This is a genomic window from Subtercola boreus (genome assembly GCF_003399625.1).
Classification (GTDB): Bacteria; Actinomycetota; Actinomycetes; order Actinomycetales; family Microbacteriaceae; genus Subtercola; species Subtercola boreus_C.
Window position 1 is genome coordinate 98,189 of the sequence record NZ_NBXA01000018.1, and the last position, 14,362, is coordinate 112,550.

Here is a 14,362-nt window from a genome sequence, read left to right on the forward strand (position 1 = left end):
TCCGGGGGTCCAGGCGATCGGGGGAACACATGTCCAGAACCGACCGGAGCTCCTCAGGCGGCGATCCGGGCGAGTCCCTTGCGACTTCGCCGAGCGAGTCCCGCACAGGTTCGAGGGAACGTCTCGGCGATGAGGGTTCCGCCGTGCAGGACTTCTCGAACGAGCAGGCCGGGTACCACAAGGGCCTGAAGTCGCGCCAGTTGCAGATGATCGCCATCGGCGGCGCCATCGGCACGGGCCTCTTCCTCGGAGCCGGTGGGCGGCTGAACCAGGCCGGCCCGCTGCTGATCTTCGACTATGCGATCTGTGGTTTCTTCGCCTTCCTGATCCTCCGCGCCCTGGGCGAGCTGGTGCTCCACCGGCCCTCGTCGGGTTCGTTCGTCTCCTACGCCCGGGAGTTCTACGGCGAGAAGGCGGCGTATGTGGCCGGCTGGATGTACTTCCTCAACTGGGCCATGACCGCGATCGTCGACTCCACCGCGGTGGCCGTGTACGTGCAGTTCTGGTCGGCCTTCACTTCCGTGCCGCAGTGGCTGCTCGCCCTGATCGCCCTGGCCATCGTGCTCACCCTGAACATGATCTCCGTGAAGGTGTTCGGCGAGATGGAGTTCTGGTTCGCCCTCGTCAAGGTCGTCGCCCTCATCGCGTTCCTGGTCATCGGCGCGATCTTCCTCGCCTTCAGCTTCCCGACGGATGTCGGCGTCACCGGTGTGGCCATGATCAACCAGAACGGCGGGCTCCTGCCGAACGGGATCTCGACGATCGTGGTGGCGGTGGTGATCATCCAGGGCGTCGTCTTCGCATACGCGGGTGTGGAGCTGGTCGGCACGGCGGCGGGCGAGACGCCGAACCCCGAGAAGATCATGCCCCGGGCGATCAACAGCGTGGTGCTCCGCATCGCGGTGTTCTACTGCGGGTCCGTGCTGCTGCTGGCCCTGCTGCTTCCCTCGAGCGTCTACGCCGCCGATGAGAGTCCGTTCGTCACGTTCTTCTCGCACATCGGCAACCCGACCGTCGCCGCGATCGCCGGCTCAGCCATGAACTTCGTCGTGCTGACCGCTGCGCTGTCGAGCCTCAACGCGGGGCTGTACTCCACCGGCCGTATCCTGCACTCCATGTCGATCAGCGGTGCTGCACCGAGGTTCACCGGCGTGATGAACAAGCGCGGTGTGCCCTACGGCGGCATCCTCCTCACCGCCGCCGTCGCTCTGCTCGGCGTCGCCCTGAACTTCTTCGTGCCGAAAGACGCGTTCGAGATCGTGCTGAACGTCTCGGCGCTCGGCATCATCTCGAGCTGGGGCACGATCATCCTCTGCCAGATGAAGCTGCAGAAGATGGCGAAGCAGGGGCTGCTCGAGAGGCCGAAGTTCCGGCTGTTCGGGGCGCCGTTCACGTCGTACCTCACGCTTGGGTTCCTGGTCGTAGTGCTGATCCTGATGGCGTTCGACTACCCGGCCGGCACCTACACGATCGCGTCGCTGGTGATCATCATCCCGCTGCTGATCCTCGGCTGGTACCTGATGCGCGGGCGCATCCTCGAGATCGCCAAGGCACGGGAGGGGTACACCGGAGCGTTCCCCACAGTGGCGAACCGCCCGACGGGCCAGCGCGGGGTGCCGCCAAAGGAGTAGTGCTTGGCACGCGGTGCTGGTGTTGGTGCTGGTGCTAGTGCTGGTGCGCTGGCGGGGTGGACACCCGCGCCAGCGCACTCGTCGGTCAGAGCAGGGGCGGCGAGACGGCCGCCGTTGGCCAGCACCCACGATGACCTGCGGCAGCTTCGTGCGACCCGGTTCTACGCGTCGCTGCTCGCGCTGCCGACGACGATCTCGAGGGCTGCGCTGCCGGTTCCGCCGGAGTTGATCGCGGTCACCGTGAAGGTGTAGTCGCCCTGGACGGTGGGCCTTCCACTGATGAGCCCGGTGTTCTTGTTGAGTGACAGACCGTTCGGCAGGCGACCAGCGGTGATGCTGAAGACGCTCGGTGTGCCCGTGGCGACCACGCTCGATGCATACGGGCTACCCACGGTCGCGCTCCTGGTGAGGGTGTCGCCCAGCACAGGTGCCACGCCGATCACGGTAAGGCTGTAGCTGGCCGTGGCGTCGGGGGCCTTGCCGTTGTGGGCGGTAACGGTAACCGGGAACGTTCCGAGGCGGCTGGGGGTTCCCGAGACGATTCCCGAGTCGGGGTCGAGGGAGAGGCCTGTCCCGTTGAGACCGGTCGCTGTGAAGGTGTCAGAGGGGAGTCGGAACCCGGTTGTCTGCAGGGCGAACTGGTACGGCTCGGCGAAGCGCCCCTGGGGCAGCGGGCCGGAGACGATGCCGAGAGCTGGACTGACCACTTCGACTTCCGCAGACGTCACGTACAGACCGCTTCTCGCCGTGATAGCCGCGTGCGCAGTGGGCGTAGTCGTCGTGAACGTGACCACAAACGTTCCATGGCCGACCCCATAGACCGGGTAGGCCATCTTGGTGAAGCCGCCAGTCGAGCCAGGGCTCAGATGCCCGAATTGCTCCCACCCATAGGGGGCGGAGACGACGGTCTCATTCGTGAAAGTCGGATCGACGCTGAGATCGATACTTTCCTTTCCCGAACCCAGGTCATCGAAGTTCAGCGTGTAGGTCACAGTGTTGCCGGCATAGGTTGTCAGGGCATTCGAGAAGCTGCTGTTCCAATTCTCATTGTGGATCGGCGTCCACGCCTCTGCGGGAGCGGCACCGGCAGCCATCAGCCCGATCCCCAAGCCTCCGGCCAGCAGTGCTGCCGAGATCTTCTTGCCCATGTTCATGTGTGGTGTCGCTTTCCTCTGTGGCCTCGAGAATGAGGGAGAACTTCTCCGCCGTGTGGCGTTCACTATGGAGAGAGACGATGCGGGGCCGTGCATTACGCGATCTGGGCGAAATCTCAGGAAGCCGATTGCACGTCGTGCGGAACGACGTGCTCCGCGCGGGGAAGCGGGCTCTAAGCTCGGGGGATGACCGTGCGAGTGCTGCGCCACCGGCTCGGTGGTTCCTACAGCGCCGCTGAGGTCTTCCGCGTGCTGCACGGCGACGACTCCGAGGTGTTCTGGCTCGACGGCGGGGAGTGCAGCTACGTCGGCGCGGGCGAAGCGTGGTATCCCGGCCCGGGCAGCGGCGAGGCGGGTGTCCTGGCGGACGTCCAGCAGGAACTGGCCGAGCCGGGTGCGCCGATGCTCGGCCTGGTGGGCTGGTTCGGGTACGAACTGCTCGCCGAGACGGTGGGCGTGGATGCGCCCAGCCTGGCCGTGGTTCGGCGCTCGCGCGGGGCGGATGCGGCATTCCTGAGGGTGACGCGGATGGTCGCCGTCACCGCCGGCGGTAGCGCCGAGCTCGTGGCGGCGGGGGAGCGGTGGGAGGGCGAGCTCGGACTGTGGCGGAGGGACGTCGTGACGCGGCTCGCCGAGGTCGAGGCCCGGGGTGAGCGGGTGGATGGTGAGCAGCACGAGGGGGCGCCGCGCACGGTCTCTTGGCGCGAGAGCGACGAGGAGTACCTCGCGAACATCGCATCCTGCCAGGAGGCCATCCGGGCGGGCGAGGCCTACGTGCTGAACCTCACCACCGAGGCCCGTGTGGCGGGTGCGTTCGACCCTGTTGCCGTCTACGACAGGCTGCGGGCGGATGCGCCGAGCGAACACGGTGCGCTGCTGCGGATCGGCGGGGTGAGCCTCCTGAGCTCCTCGCCCGAGCTCTTTGTCGACGTCGAACCCGGCGGTGGCGTTCGCACGTCACCGGTGAAGGGCACGCGGGCGCGGGCCGAGCATCCGGAAGCCGACCGGGCGGCGGCCGACGAACTGGGTGCCGACCCCAAGGAGCGGGCCGAGAACACCATGATCGTCGATCTCATGCGCAACGACTTCGCTCGGGTGTGCGTGCTGGGAAGCGTGCGCGTCGTCAGTCTGCTCGAGGTTCAGACGCAGGCTCAGGTGCACCAGCTGGTGAGTAGCATCGAGGGCCGGTTGCGGCCGGGGCTCGGTGTGGTCGATCTGCTGCGGGCGGCGTTTCCGGCCGGTTCCATGACGGGCGCGCCCAAGCGGAGCGCAATCGAGATTCTCGACCGGCTGGAGGGCCGTGCGCGGGGGCTCTACGCGGGTGCCTTCGGCTTTCTGGGTGTGGACGAGTGGGGAGCCGATGGGCGTCGCACGAAGGGTCGAGCTGAGCTCGCCATGACCATCCGCTCCATCGTGATCGAGGGTGATGCGGCAACCGTCGGGGTGGGCGGTGGTGTCACCGCGCTCTCCGACCCGCAGGCCGAGCTCGCCGAGATGAAACTCAAAGCGGCTGCCCTGCTGCGGGCGCTGGGCGCCGACATAGGGTGAGACGCGCACGCGGACAGTCCGACCTGACGGCCACTCTCTGACGAGATCCGGTTTTGCACTTCGGGCTTGAGAGTGCAAAATGGTGTTCATGGGCGAGACGGGTGAAACGGGTGGGCTGTGCGCGTCGCCCGGCCCCGCTGTAAAGGGCCCGGTGGTGCGCGCCGGCACCGGCCTCAAACAGCGCCGCACCCGGACTCGGCTGACCGCCGCAGCGCGCACTCTCACCATCGAGCACGGTCTCGCGGGTTTCACCGTGCTCGAACTCTGCGAACAGGTCGGTGTCTCCCGGCGTACCTTCTTCAACTACTTCCCGTCGAAGGAGCACGCGGTGCTGGGCTTCGCCCACGGTGCGAGCGAGCGCCACGTCGCAGCCTTCATGGCGGCGCGCACCTCCGGCCCGGCGCCCACCTCCGGCCCGGCGAGCAACCTCATCGCGGACCTCGCCGCGCTCGCCGAGGCTTCGTTCGGCGACCTCGGTCTCACTGCGGCGGATGCCGCAGCCCTGGCCGCCGCGCTCCGCCGCGAACCGGCACTCCTGCCGCTGCTGCTCGACGCCGCGCAGCGGGAACAGGAGCGCTTCGTGGTGATGGTCGCCGAGCGCGAAGGCCAGGGATCTGACCGTGTCACCGCCGAAGTCGCCGTCAAGGTCGTGGGGTGCCTGGTCGGCCTGGCCGCTGAGACCTTCCTGACCGAGGCCAACACCACACCGTTCAGCGTGCTGTTGCGCGCGCGACTGGTCTCCGCATCCGCCCTCTTCGCCCGCCCAGCAGATACACCCTTCACCCCGCCTGCGCTCCCACTAACGAAAGACCCGGTCAGAACACCATGACAACTGCGAAGACCCGCACCGACCAGGCCGAGCCGCTGCTGCTCACCAAGCGCCGCATCTGGATCATCTTCGGCGCCCTCATCGCCGGAATGCTCCTCTCGAGCCTTGACCAGACCATCGTCTCCACTGCGATGCCCACCATCGTCGGCCAGCTGGGCGGCGTCGAGAACCAGGCCTGGATCACGACCGCCTACCTCCTCGCAACCACCATCGTCATGCCGATCTACGGCAAGTTCGGCGACGTTCTCGGCCGCCGCAACCTGTTCCTCATCGCGATCGCCCTCTTCACGCTCGCCTCCATCGGCTGCGCGTTCTCCACGGACTTCTGGATGTTCGTGGTGTTCCGTGCCCTGCAGGGCCTCGGCGGCGGTGGCCTCATGATCCTCTCGCAGGCGATCATCGCCGACATCGTGCCCGCCTCGGAGCGCGGCAAGTACCTCGGCCCGCTCGGCGGCATCTTCGGTCTCGCCGCCGTCGGCGGACCGCTCCTCGGCGGATACTTCGTCGACCACCTCACCTGGCAGTGGGCGTTCTACATCAACATCCCTGTCGGAATCGCCGCGTTCGCCATCACCTGGTTCGCGCTGAAGCTGCCGAGCAAGCGCGCCACCATGAAGATCGACCTGCCGGGTGTGCTGCTGCTCTCGATCGCCACGACCTGCCTCATCTTCTTCACCGAGTTCGGCGGCAACAAGCAGCACGGCTGGGGCGCACCGGAGACGTGGATGTTCGGGGCCGGGCTCCTCATCGCGGGCACCCTGTTCGTGCTGGTCGAGGCGCGGGCCGAGGATCCGATCATCCCGCTCTCCTTCTTCACGAACCGCGTGTTCGTCATCGCGACGGCCATCGGGTTCGTTCTCGGCATCGCGATGTTCGCGGCGATCGGCTTCCTGCCGACGTTCCTGCAGATGGCCTCGAAGACCTCGGCGGCCGAGTCGGGGCTGCTGCTGCTGCCCATGATGGTCGGTCTGATCGGAACGTCGATCCTCTCCGGTGTCGCGATCACCCGCACCGGTCGCTACAGGATCTTCCCGATCCTCGGCACCCTGATCACCGGTGCCGCGATGTTCGCGATGACGACGCTGAGCGCGACAACCCCGATCTGGCTCATCTGCGTGTTCCTCTTCGTCTTCGGCGCGGGCCTCGGCCTCATCATGCAGGTCGTGGTGCTCGTGGTGCAGAACTCGGTGCCGGCCACCCAGGTGGGCACCGCGACGAGCACGAACAACTACTTCCGCGAGGTCGGATCCGCTCTCGGTGTGGCCGTCTTCGGAGCCCTCTTCACCAGCAGCCTCTCGGAGAAGCTGCTCGCCGTGTTCTCCGGTGCCGGAGCTTCGGCGGGGGACGCCTCCCAGGCCACCGCGACCCTCGACCCGGCGACGCTCAACCAGCTGCCGCAGGCCATTCAGGAGCAGGTCGTCACGGCCTACGCCGACTCGCTGGCTCCGGTGTTCTGGTACCTCATCCCGTTCCTCGCTGTCGCTTTCGTGCTCTCGCTCTTCCTCCCGCAGATCAGGCTCTCGGATGTCGCGGGAATGGTCGCCCGCGGCGAAGCCGTCACCGGCGAGGAGGCGGAGGCCCTCGAAGCCGAGCAGCGCGAGGCGGCCCGGGTCGCCCGGGCATCAGAGCCCGGACACGCCCCGAGGCCGCCCGCGGCGTAGGGCGCTCTGGCGGATGTCGGAGGTGTCTTCTATCGTGGTGGCATCGAGAGAGTGAGACCACATGACGACCCTCCAGAGCCGCCCGAACACGGCGCTCGTCGTGATCGACGTGCAGAACGACGTCGTGGCCCGCGCACACAACCGTGACGCTGTGATCGGCAACATCGGCGGTCTCGTCGAGAGGGCCAGGAACGAAGGTGTGCCGGTGGTCTGGGTGCAGCACAATGCCGACGACCTGCAGGTGGGTACAGAGGGCTGGCGCTACGTTCCCGAACTTGTTCCGGAGTCATCCGAATCGCTGGTCCAGAAGTCGTACGGCGACTCCTTCGAGGGCACCGACCTCGAAGACGTGCTCTCCCGCGCGGGTGTCGGGCACCTGGTGGTGACCGGAGCGCAGACGGACGCGTGCATCCGCTCGACCATCCACGGAGCCTTCACCCGGGGCTACGACGTCACGCTGGTGGGCGACGCCCACACCACAGAGGACCAGACCGCCTACGGCGCACCGGCAGCCGCCGACGTGATCGCGCACACCAACCTGTACTGGCAGTTCCAGGATGCACCCGGGCGGTCGGCCCGTGTCACCGACACCCGGGACGTCTCGTTCGCCGACTGACACACGAGGGGCTGCTGGGGTAACGTTGCTGGCATGACGTCGGGGTTTTGGGGAGCAGACGCGGGTGAGCTTCGCGCTCTCGCAAAGGACTTCGACCAGAAGGCATCGCAGCTGCAGGGCCTGCTCAGCACCCTGACGGTCGAGATCAACCGCACCCAGGCGTGGGGCGGTCCGGATGCGGAGTTCTTCCGGCAGCAGTGGAACACCACGCATCGCACCTCGCTCCAGAACGCCAACAGCGTGCTCGCGGCCGCGTCGACGGCCCTTCTGAAGAACGCCGGCGAGCAGGAGCAGGCGAGCGCGGCCGACGGCTCAGCCGGGTCCGGCACCGGCGGTGGGCCCGGGGGGTTCGGTGGGCCCGGTGGCTCGGGGCCTGATGGCACTGCCCCCGGCACGACCGGAGCATCCGACGACGACCTCCTGAATGACCTCCTGCAGAACCCCGGTCTGCTTGGCACCCGCGAGCTCTTCGACAGCCTGAGCGTCGTCGACGGGGCCAACGCCCTGGCCCAACTGCGACTGCTCGGCGAGTTCGGGTCGCTCGACGATGCCCTGCGCTTCAGCCAGTTCGCCGGCAGGTTCGACGTGGTGAACGACTTCCTCGGAGGCCACAACTGGGCCTCTGCGGCCCAGGGCCTGAGCAGCATGCTTCCCGACGGGGCCGTGGCGGCGAAGCTCGGCTCTGCCGCGGAATTCCTGGGTTCGGCCGGCAAGGTGCTGGGACCTGCGGGTGTCGTGCTCGGCGTGGTAGGCGTCGGCACGGACATCGCGGAGGGGAACTACGCCCGTGCGGGCTATGACGGCGTCGCGACGGGGCTCGGGTTCGCCGCCCTGGTCACCCCACCGCCGGCCGATCTGATCCTCGGCGCAGCGGCCGGAACGATGGCGCTCGGCGGGCTGCTCTACGATCACGTGCCCGTCTTCCACGACGCGGTCGACGGCTCCATCAAGGCGGTGGGTGACGGGGCGAAGGCCATCGGCGAGGGTGCCGAGGCTCTTGCGCACGGCGCAGAGGACTTCGCGGACGACGTCGCGGACAAGGCCAAAGACCTGTGGCCGTTCTGATGGGCATCCAGAGAACACACGAGACACCAACCCGGGAGCAGAAATGACCAGCACGAGCACCTGGCAGCAGGCGGCCCCACCGGCGGCCTCGCCCGACGACATCGCCGTGTTCGGCGCGGGCGAGGTCGCGTACGCGCTGTCTCTCTGCAGCGAGGAGGCCCGCGAGCGGGCGTCGCGGTTCCTGCAGGTCGAGCCCGGATTCGTCACCCCGCAGATCGCAGCTCTCGGCGCGTCTAGCCTCATCGCCCGCGGTGAGTTGACGATCGATGGGGAGGCGCTCGTTCCGAGCGGCGGCATCCGGTTGCTGATCGGAGTTCTGCAGAACGCCGTGCGCTTCACCGAGATGGCGATGGTGAACGAGGACGGGCCCGAGGCGGCCCTCTACGTGCAGTCGGCTGAGCTGTCGCTGCTGTTGCAGCCGGGCTCGATGAGCACCTGGTCGATGGTGGTCAAAGCACCCGAGGCCGCTGACAGCGCCCTGCTCAAGCAGGTCATCGACGACAACGCGCGTCGCCACCCGGACGGTGTCGCGTATTTCGGCACGGAGCTGGTCGGGGGAGAACCTGCGGGTGCCGATGTGGTCGCCCGCTCTTCGAACAACCTGTTCGTCCGCCCCTCCGGAGTCTTCGCCTGGGATGTCGCGGACGTACGCGCCACCGACGGCGACAGCGTCGTTCAGGAGCGTACCGAAAACACCAGCACGGCTGCGCTGCTCGATCGCCTCGCCGACTTCGTGCGGCTGCCCGCCCGATGAGCGGGACACCTCCCGGGGCGCTTCCTCCCGAACCGTTCGCGTGGTTGAGCCGGGACAAACCTGCCGGTCGCTACAAGATCTCGCTGGTCACCCCGCGGAGCGCAGCCGTGCTCGGTGCCTTCCTGCTGCTGGCCGGGATCGTGTTCGCTGTGTTCCTGTTCAGCCGCGGGGCGGGCGGCGCTGCCGTGCTCGGTGTGCTGCTCTTCGTGATCTTCGGCGGTTTCGGCATCGTGCTGCTCGTGATCGCGTCGGCGAGGGCCCGGTGGGCCCGCGTGTACCGGCAGGTGCACGGGCATCCACCCTTCTGAGTGCCTCTTCGCCGCTCAGCCCGCTGCGCGTGCGTTCCGCACACGTTTGTCGCTTCCGCGCCGCAGCGCGCAGGCGCGGAAGCGACAAACCGCGGCGGAACCGCGCGGCGGCGGCGGCGGGCTCGGGCGGCGGGCTGCGGGTGCAGCTAGGCGCCGGGGCGCTTCGCCCGCGGTAGGGCGGCGACGATGATGTCGTAGGAGTTGCCCACCAGGTCTTCGACCAGGGTCTCGTCGATGTCGTCGCCGGGGCAGAGCGAGATCCAGTGCTCCTTGTTCATGTGGTAGCCCGGGATGATGCTGGGGTGCTCCCGCACGAGCGCCTGCCCGTGCGGCGGAGCGCATTTGAGGGTCACCACCGAGGGGCTGCGTCGGTGTGCGGGGCCGCCGGTCGCGGCATCCGGGGACGCGGGCTGAGTGTCGACGATCGCGAACACCTTGCCGACGACCTTGAAGACCGCGGCTCCCTCGCCGAACGGCTGACCCTGGGTGACGGCGGGAAAGGAGGCTGCCACCCGCAGGGCGGTCTGCACCACGTCGGCCTGATCCATGATCCCAGTCTGGCCGACGGGCTCTCCATCGGCCAGCCGGCACTCGTGCCGAGTGTGTGACTGAGCCTCCAGCGTGCTCCGGATGCTACGGGACGATGACGGCGCGCCCGCGGATCGTGCTGGCGGCGAGGTCGGCGTAGGCGTTCGGTCCGTCGTCGAGGCTGTACTCCACGACCTCGACGTCGATCTTTCCGGCGCGGGCCAGGTCGAGCACCTCGATGAGTTCGCTCCGGGAGCCCCAGTAGGGGATCCGCACGGCGACGTCGTAGGCGATGGAGCCGAAACCGTAGTCGAGGGAACCGCCACCGATGCCCACGATGGTCACGTCGCCCTCGATCGCGGCGACACTGGTGGCGAGGGCGATCGTCGGCTGGGCGCCCACGAAGTCGAACACGGCGTCGGCACCGAGGCCGTTCGTGAGGGCGCGGATGGTGGCGGCGGCATCCGCATCGCTGATGACGACGTGGTCCGCGCCGACGTGCGTCGCGAGCTTCAGCTTCTCGTCGCTCACGTCGAGCGCGATGACCGTCGCGCCGGAGAGCGCCTTCAGGATCTGGATGCCGACGTGGCCGAGCCCGCCGGTTCCGATGACGACGGCGACGGTGCCGGCTCCGAGCTTCGGCAGGGAGCGCTTGATGGCGTGGTAGGGGGTGAGTCCGGCATCCGTCAGCGATACGTTCTTGACGGGGTCGAGGTCGCCGAGCGGAACCAGGTGGCGCGCGTCGTCGACGATCATGTATTCGGCCATCGAGCCCTGGCTGCCGAGCCCGGGAGGACGGATGCCCTCGGCGGCCGCGTTGGTGCAGTAGTTCTCTTTGCCCTCCGAGCAGTTGTGGCAGCGGCCGCAGCCCCACGGCCCGTAGACCGCGACAGCGTCTCCGACCTTCAGCGTGGAGTCGACGCCTTCGCCCATCTCGTGCACGATGCCGGCTCCCTCGTGGCCGAGGGTCATCGGCAGCGGGTAGCCCTGCTCGAGGTAGTCCTTCTCGGGCAGGCTCATGACGTAGTCGTCGGAATGGCAGACGCCACCGGCGGTCACCTTCAGCAGCACCTGGCCGGGGCCGGGTGTGGGGATGGGGATCTCGACGACCTCGGGGGCCTGGCCCACTGCAACGTAACGGAGTGCTTTCATGCTCTTCACTGCATTCATGACCTTCACTGTACGCCGAACAGCGCCCGGTCGCTGTAATTACAGCTAAACCGGGCGCTGTGCGACCAGCGGTGCGATCCGTTCGATCAGCTGCGCGAGTGGCGGCGGCGTCGCACTCCGGCGATCGCGGCGAGAACGAGGCCGAGTCCGAGCACGCCCGCGGTCCACGGGGCGACGGCCGCGACATCCGAACCCGTGTGAGCGAGCCCCTGGCCGGAGCCCGACGCACCGGCCGTCGGCGTGGCACTAGGGAGCACGGGTGCGGTCGACGAAGTCGCCGTAGGCGCCGGCGTGGGGGTGGCCGTCGGCACCGCGACAGGCAGTACCGCAGCTGCGCCGCCAGTCGAGACGACCGTGACCGACTCGTCGGCGTTCAGCTGCACGGCAGCGCTCGTTGCGGCGGCCAGGTTGAGTCGCTGCCACGACCCAGCGGCGGTTCCGGTGCCGTCGAGCGGGTAGCCCGAGTCGAGTTCGGTCTGTGCGAGCACCGAGGTGCGCTGCGCGTCGGTGAGGGTCGGGAACGTCGTCAGCAGCAGGTTCTCCGCTCCGGTGGGCACGGATGCGGCGAGGCCCTCGGGTCCCGTCTGGGCGAAACCGTAGGTGGTGCGCTCGGTGAACACCGCGACGGCCGATCGGCGATCGGTGACGATCTGGGAGGTCCCCCCGGGGATCGCAGAGCCGCCGTACGGGTTCGACGTGTAGGCCGCCTCCGCGGCGATCGTGTCGGCGATGCTGCTGCCGGTCGCCTTCTCGAGGTAGTCGACCAGCTCGGCGCGGGCGGGTTCGAGCACCGCGGTGCGGTAGTCGGTGTCGCTCCAACGGGTCGCCAGGGCGGCCTCACCGTCGATCCGGCCACCCATGATGTCGAGCGGGTAGTGCACGCCGAGCACGATGCGGTCGTTGCCGGCCTCGGATGCCCGGGTGAGGATCTCTGGGGCGAGCTCGGGCAGCAGGGTGGCGAGCGTGACACCGGCCTCGTAGGCCGTCGTGGTGTGGCCGCTCGGGTACGAGCCGCCCGTGCAGATGCCGACGACGCCATACCCGGGATCCAGCGTCACGTCGTTCGGGGAGAAGGCGTGGGTCGTGTCGACCACGGCCGGAACGCGCAGGATGTCGAGGTTGCCATTAGCGTCGGCGTAGCTCTTCCCGGTGCGGTTCGCGGTGAGCGAGGAGGCGTTCACGACGGCTGGCGCGCAGGCGGCGGCGTCGCCCGGTACGGCGGCGGTGGCGGGATCCGTCGGCAGGTAGGGGCGGGGGTAGCTGTAGTGCGCCTTCGCGGCCCCGGTGCTGACATACGCGCCGCTGGTGCCGTTCGAACTGTTGATGAGCGCACTGGTGAGCGGGAGGTCGCCGCTCTCGCGGCCCTTCACGTAGAGCGGTCCGAGCACGGAGCCGAGTGCGGTGGAGAGGGTGATCGACTGGTCGTAGGCTGTGCCGTCGGCGTTCTGGTACGAGGAGTCCTGCAGGGCCAGGAACTGCTGGGCGGGCGTGGCGTGGGTGTTGATCCAGCTGGTGAGAGCGTCGTTCTGGGCGAGCACGCCTGCGTTGTCGACCGTGCCGTGCAGCGTGTTCGTGCCGTCGGAGGTCCAGAACGAGTCGTAGCCCGCCAGCAGGGTGATCAGATCCGGCGGTGTGGTGTCGCTCGGGGACGTCCCGGCGGCTGAGGCTGTGGCAGGCATCGACAGGGCGATGGATGCTGCGACCGCCGTGGCGACGGCGACTGTGGCGAAGCGTGAAGATGACCGGCGCATGCTCAGTCTCTCCTCTCGGGGTTGGTCGGACTCGGGGGCCGAACAGAAGGTTAGCCTGCATAAACTAAGCCGCCGACGTGGCCGCCGGTACAACGGATGGTGTCCTCCCGGTGAACGGGTTCGCCCCGGTCAGAGGCCACGTTCGGAGAACAGCCGGTCGAGGAACACCGTTCCCGCGCCCAGCAGCCCGCAGTCGCCCGGTCGGAGCGGCGTGGTGATCGTGAGCTGGTCGGTCGCCATCGGCAGGCACTGGGCGTAGAGAGTGGAGCGGAGGCCCGCCACGAACACCTCCGACTGGCTGAGCACGCCGCCGACGATGAGGCGGCCGGGGTTGAAGAAGTTGACGATGCTCGCGAGCACGCCGCCCGTCATGCTGCCGGCCTCGCGAAGGAGCCGGGTGGCCACCGGATCCGCGTCGCGGGCGAGCGCGATCATCGCCTCGACGTTCGCCACCTCGAGTCCGGCGTTCTGCAACTCCCGCACGAGGGCGTTGCCGCTGGCGAGGGCGTCGAGACAGCCGTAGCGCCCGCAGGAGCAGGGCACGGGCGGGGCATCCGGCACGGCGACGTGGCTGATGTCGCCGGCCGCACCCCGACTGCCGACGAAGAGTTCGCCGCGCGCGATGATGCCGCAGCCGATACCCGATCCGGCTTTGACGAACACCTGGTTGGGCTCCATCCGGTCTCCGGATGCGAACTCGCCGACCGCCATCAGATTGGCGTCGTTGTTGACCAGGATGGGAACGCCGGCGATGCCACCGAGGATCCGGGCGACATCCGTTCCGTTCCAGCCGGGCATGCGGCTCGGGGCGACGACCCGCCCGCTCTCTGACGAGACGGGGCCGGGAACACCGACCGACACGCCCCTGAGGAGGCGGCGGGAGTGCTCGGTGTCGCTGGCGAGCAACGCCTCGAGGGCCGACCAGACCTCGGCGAGCACCACGTCGGGACCACTCGAGATGTCGAGGTCGAGGTCGCCGCGCGCGAGCAGCGCGCCCGAGAGGTCGACCAGGCCGATGGAGGTGCGGTCGACGCCGAGGTCGACGCAGCCGACGATGCCGGCGTCGCGGCGGAGGGCCAGTGTGCGGGGGCGACGGCCGCCCCGGGAGACGCCGTCGCCGACTTCGACCACGTGGCCGAGCCCGATGAGTTCGTCGATCCGGGCGGTGATCGTGGAGGGTGAGAGGCCGGTGACCTTCGCGAGGTCGGCCTTCGAGTCGGCCGCGCCGGAGCGGAGCGGCCCCAGGATGGCGAGGTTCTGGGCAGAGAACCGCGTGAACGATGCGGGGAGTCGTGAGGCCATGGGGTTCCGATCGTCGAGAAGCGGCTTATTCCATTATCAAACAAA

At 68.4% G+C, this 14,362-nt stretch carries 13 protein-coding genes; 8 read left to right on the forward strand and 5 right to left on the reverse strand.

Annotation, left to right across the window (positions count from 1 at the left end; genetic code table 11):
* The first annotated feature begins 29 nt into the window (after positions 1 to 29).
* Positions 30 to 1,631, forward strand: coding sequence for an amino acid permease (locus B7R21_RS08345; RefSeq protein WP_116282779.1), 1,602 nt, complete (start codon positions 30 to 32; stop codon positions 1,629 to 1,631).
* Positions 1,632 to 1,792: 161 nt separating this feature from the next.
* Here the strand turns inward: B7R21_RS08345 and B7R21_RS08350 are convergent, their stop codons facing one another.
* Positions 1,793 to 2,785 carry a putative Ig domain-containing protein gene (locus tag B7R21_RS08350; RefSeq protein WP_172592098.1) on the reverse strand — a complete coding sequence of 331 codons (993 nt, stop codon included), beginning with the start codon at positions 2,783 to 2,785 and terminating at the stop codon, positions 1,793 to 1,795.
* Between the two features lie 186 nt (positions 2,786 to 2,971).
* On the opposite strand from B7R21_RS08350, the gene B7R21_RS08355 reads away from it, so the two are divergent.
* From B7R21_RS08355 to B7R21_RS08385, 7 genes are all read left to right on the forward strand, one after another.
* Positions 2,972 to 4,333 (forward strand): anthranilate synthase component I family protein, encoded by a 1,362-nt coding sequence (locus B7R21_RS08355; protein WP_116282781.1) that lies wholly within the window; start codon positions 2,972 to 2,974, stop codon positions 4,331 to 4,333.
* 88 nt (positions 4,334 to 4,421) lie between these two features.
* Positions 4,422 to 5,162 (forward strand): TetR/AcrR family transcriptional regulator, encoded by a 741-nt coding sequence (locus B7R21_RS08360; protein ID WP_116282819.1) that lies wholly within the window; start codon positions 4,422 to 4,424, stop codon positions 5,160 to 5,162.
* Positions 5,159 to 6,823, forward strand: coding sequence for an MDR family MFS transporter (locus B7R21_RS08365; protein ID WP_116282782.1), 1,665 nt, complete (start codon positions 5,159 to 5,161; stop codon positions 6,821 to 6,823). Before B7R21_RS08360 ends, B7R21_RS08365 begins: the two co-directional genes overlap by 4 nt.
* A gap of 61 nt (positions 6,824 to 6,884) precedes the next feature.
* On the forward strand, positions 6,885 to 7,439 hold the full coding sequence (locus B7R21_RS08370; protein WP_116282783.1) for a cysteine hydrolase family protein: 555 nt from the start codon (positions 6,885 to 6,887) through the stop codon (positions 7,437 to 7,439).
* 33 nt (positions 7,440 to 7,472) lie between these two features.
* Positions 7,473 to 8,504, forward strand: coding sequence for a WXG100 family type VII secretion target (locus tag B7R21_RS08375; RefSeq protein ID WP_116282784.1), 1,032 nt, complete (start codon positions 7,473 to 7,475; stop codon positions 8,502 to 8,504).
* Between the two features lie 43 nt (positions 8,505 to 8,547).
* Complete coding sequence (locus tag B7R21_RS08380; protein WP_116282785.1) at positions 8,548 to 9,258, forward strand: hypothetical protein; 711 nt, start codon at positions 8,548 to 8,550, stop codon at positions 9,256 to 9,258.
* On the forward strand, positions 9,255 to 9,566 hold the full coding sequence (locus B7R21_RS08385; RefSeq protein ID WP_116282786.1) for a hypothetical protein: 312 nt from the start codon (positions 9,255 to 9,257) through the stop codon (positions 9,564 to 9,566). The genes B7R21_RS08380 and B7R21_RS08385 overlap by 4 nt, the downstream gene beginning before the upstream one ends.
* Positions 9,567 to 9,712: 146 nt before the next feature.
* On the opposite strand, the gene B7R21_RS08390 is transcribed toward B7R21_RS08385, so the two are convergent.
* The 4 genes from B7R21_RS08390 to B7R21_RS08405 form a co-directional block, all read right to left on the reverse strand.
* Positions 9,713 to 10,114: an MmcQ/YjbR family DNA-binding protein gene (locus tag B7R21_RS08390; protein WP_116282787.1), complete on the reverse strand. Its 402-nt coding sequence runs from the start codon at positions 10,112 to 10,114 to the stop codon at positions 9,713 to 9,715.
* Between the two features lie 85 nt (positions 10,115 to 10,199).
* Entirely contained in the window at positions 10,200 to 11,246 is a 1,047-nt protein-coding gene (locus tag B7R21_RS08395; RefSeq protein WP_116282820.1) for an NAD(P)-dependent alcohol dehydrogenase, read from the reverse strand.
* 104 nt (positions 11,247 to 11,350) lie between these two features.
* A complete protein-coding gene (locus B7R21_RS08400; protein WP_116282788.1) occupies positions 11,351 to 13,015 on the reverse strand; it encodes a phosphatase PAP2 family protein in 1,665 nt (554 codons plus the stop codon).
* A gap of 129 nt (positions 13,016 to 13,144) precedes the next feature.
* On the reverse strand, positions 13,145 to 14,317 hold the full coding sequence (locus tag B7R21_RS08405) for an ROK family protein (protein ID WP_116282789.1): 1,173 nt from the start codon (positions 14,315 to 14,317) through the stop codon (positions 13,145 to 13,147).
* Positions 14,318 to 14,362 lie beyond the last annotated feature (45 nt).

Bases quoted from the DNA above. Each gene is read 5' to 3' on its own strand.
- B7R21_RS08345 (WP_116282779.1), top strand. From the start codon at position 30: ATGTCCAGAACCGACCGGAGCTCCTCAGGCGGCGATCCGGGCGAGTCC.
- B7R21_RS08350 (WP_172592098.1), bottom strand. From the start codon at position 2,785: ATGAACATGGGCAAGAAGATCTCGGCAGCACTGCTGGCCGGAGGCTTG.
- B7R21_RS08355 (WP_116282781.1), top strand. From the start codon at position 2,972: ATGACCGTGCGAGTGCTGCGCCACCGGCTCGGTGGTTCCTACAGCGCC.
- B7R21_RS08360 (WP_116282819.1), top strand. From the start codon at position 4,422: ATGGGCGAGACGGGTGAAACGGGTGGGCTGTGCGCGTCGCCCGGCCCC.
- B7R21_RS08365 (WP_116282782.1), top strand. From the start codon at position 5,159: ATGACAACTGCGAAGACCCGCACCGACCAGGCCGAGCCGCTGCTGCTC.
- B7R21_RS08370 (WP_116282783.1), top strand. From the start codon at position 6,885: ATGACGACCCTCCAGAGCCGCCCGAACACGGCGCTCGTCGTGATCGAC.
- B7R21_RS08375 (WP_116282784.1), top strand. From the start codon at position 7,473: ATGACGTCGGGGTTTTGGGGAGCAGACGCGGGTGAGCTTCGCGCTCTC.
- B7R21_RS08380 (WP_116282785.1), top strand. From the start codon at position 8,548: ATGACCAGCACGAGCACCTGGCAGCAGGCGGCCCCACCGGCGGCCTCG.
- B7R21_RS08385 (WP_116282786.1), top strand. From the start codon at position 9,255: ATGAGCGGGACACCTCCCGGGGCGCTTCCTCCCGAACCGTTCGCGTGG.
- B7R21_RS08390 (WP_116282787.1), bottom strand. From the start codon at position 10,114: ATGGATCAGGCCGACGTGGTGCAGACCGCCCTGCGGGTGGCAGCCTCC.
- B7R21_RS08395 (WP_116282820.1), bottom strand. From the start codon at position 11,246: ATGAAAGCACTCCGTTACGTTGCAGTGGGCCAGGCCCCCGAGGTCGTC.
- B7R21_RS08400 (WP_116282788.1), bottom strand. From the start codon at position 13,015: ATGCGCCGGTCATCTTCACGCTTCGCCACAGTCGCCGTCGCCACGGCG.
- B7R21_RS08405 (WP_116282789.1), bottom strand. From the start codon at position 14,317: ATGGCCTCACGACTCCCCGCATCGTTCACGCGGTTCTCTGCCCAGAAC.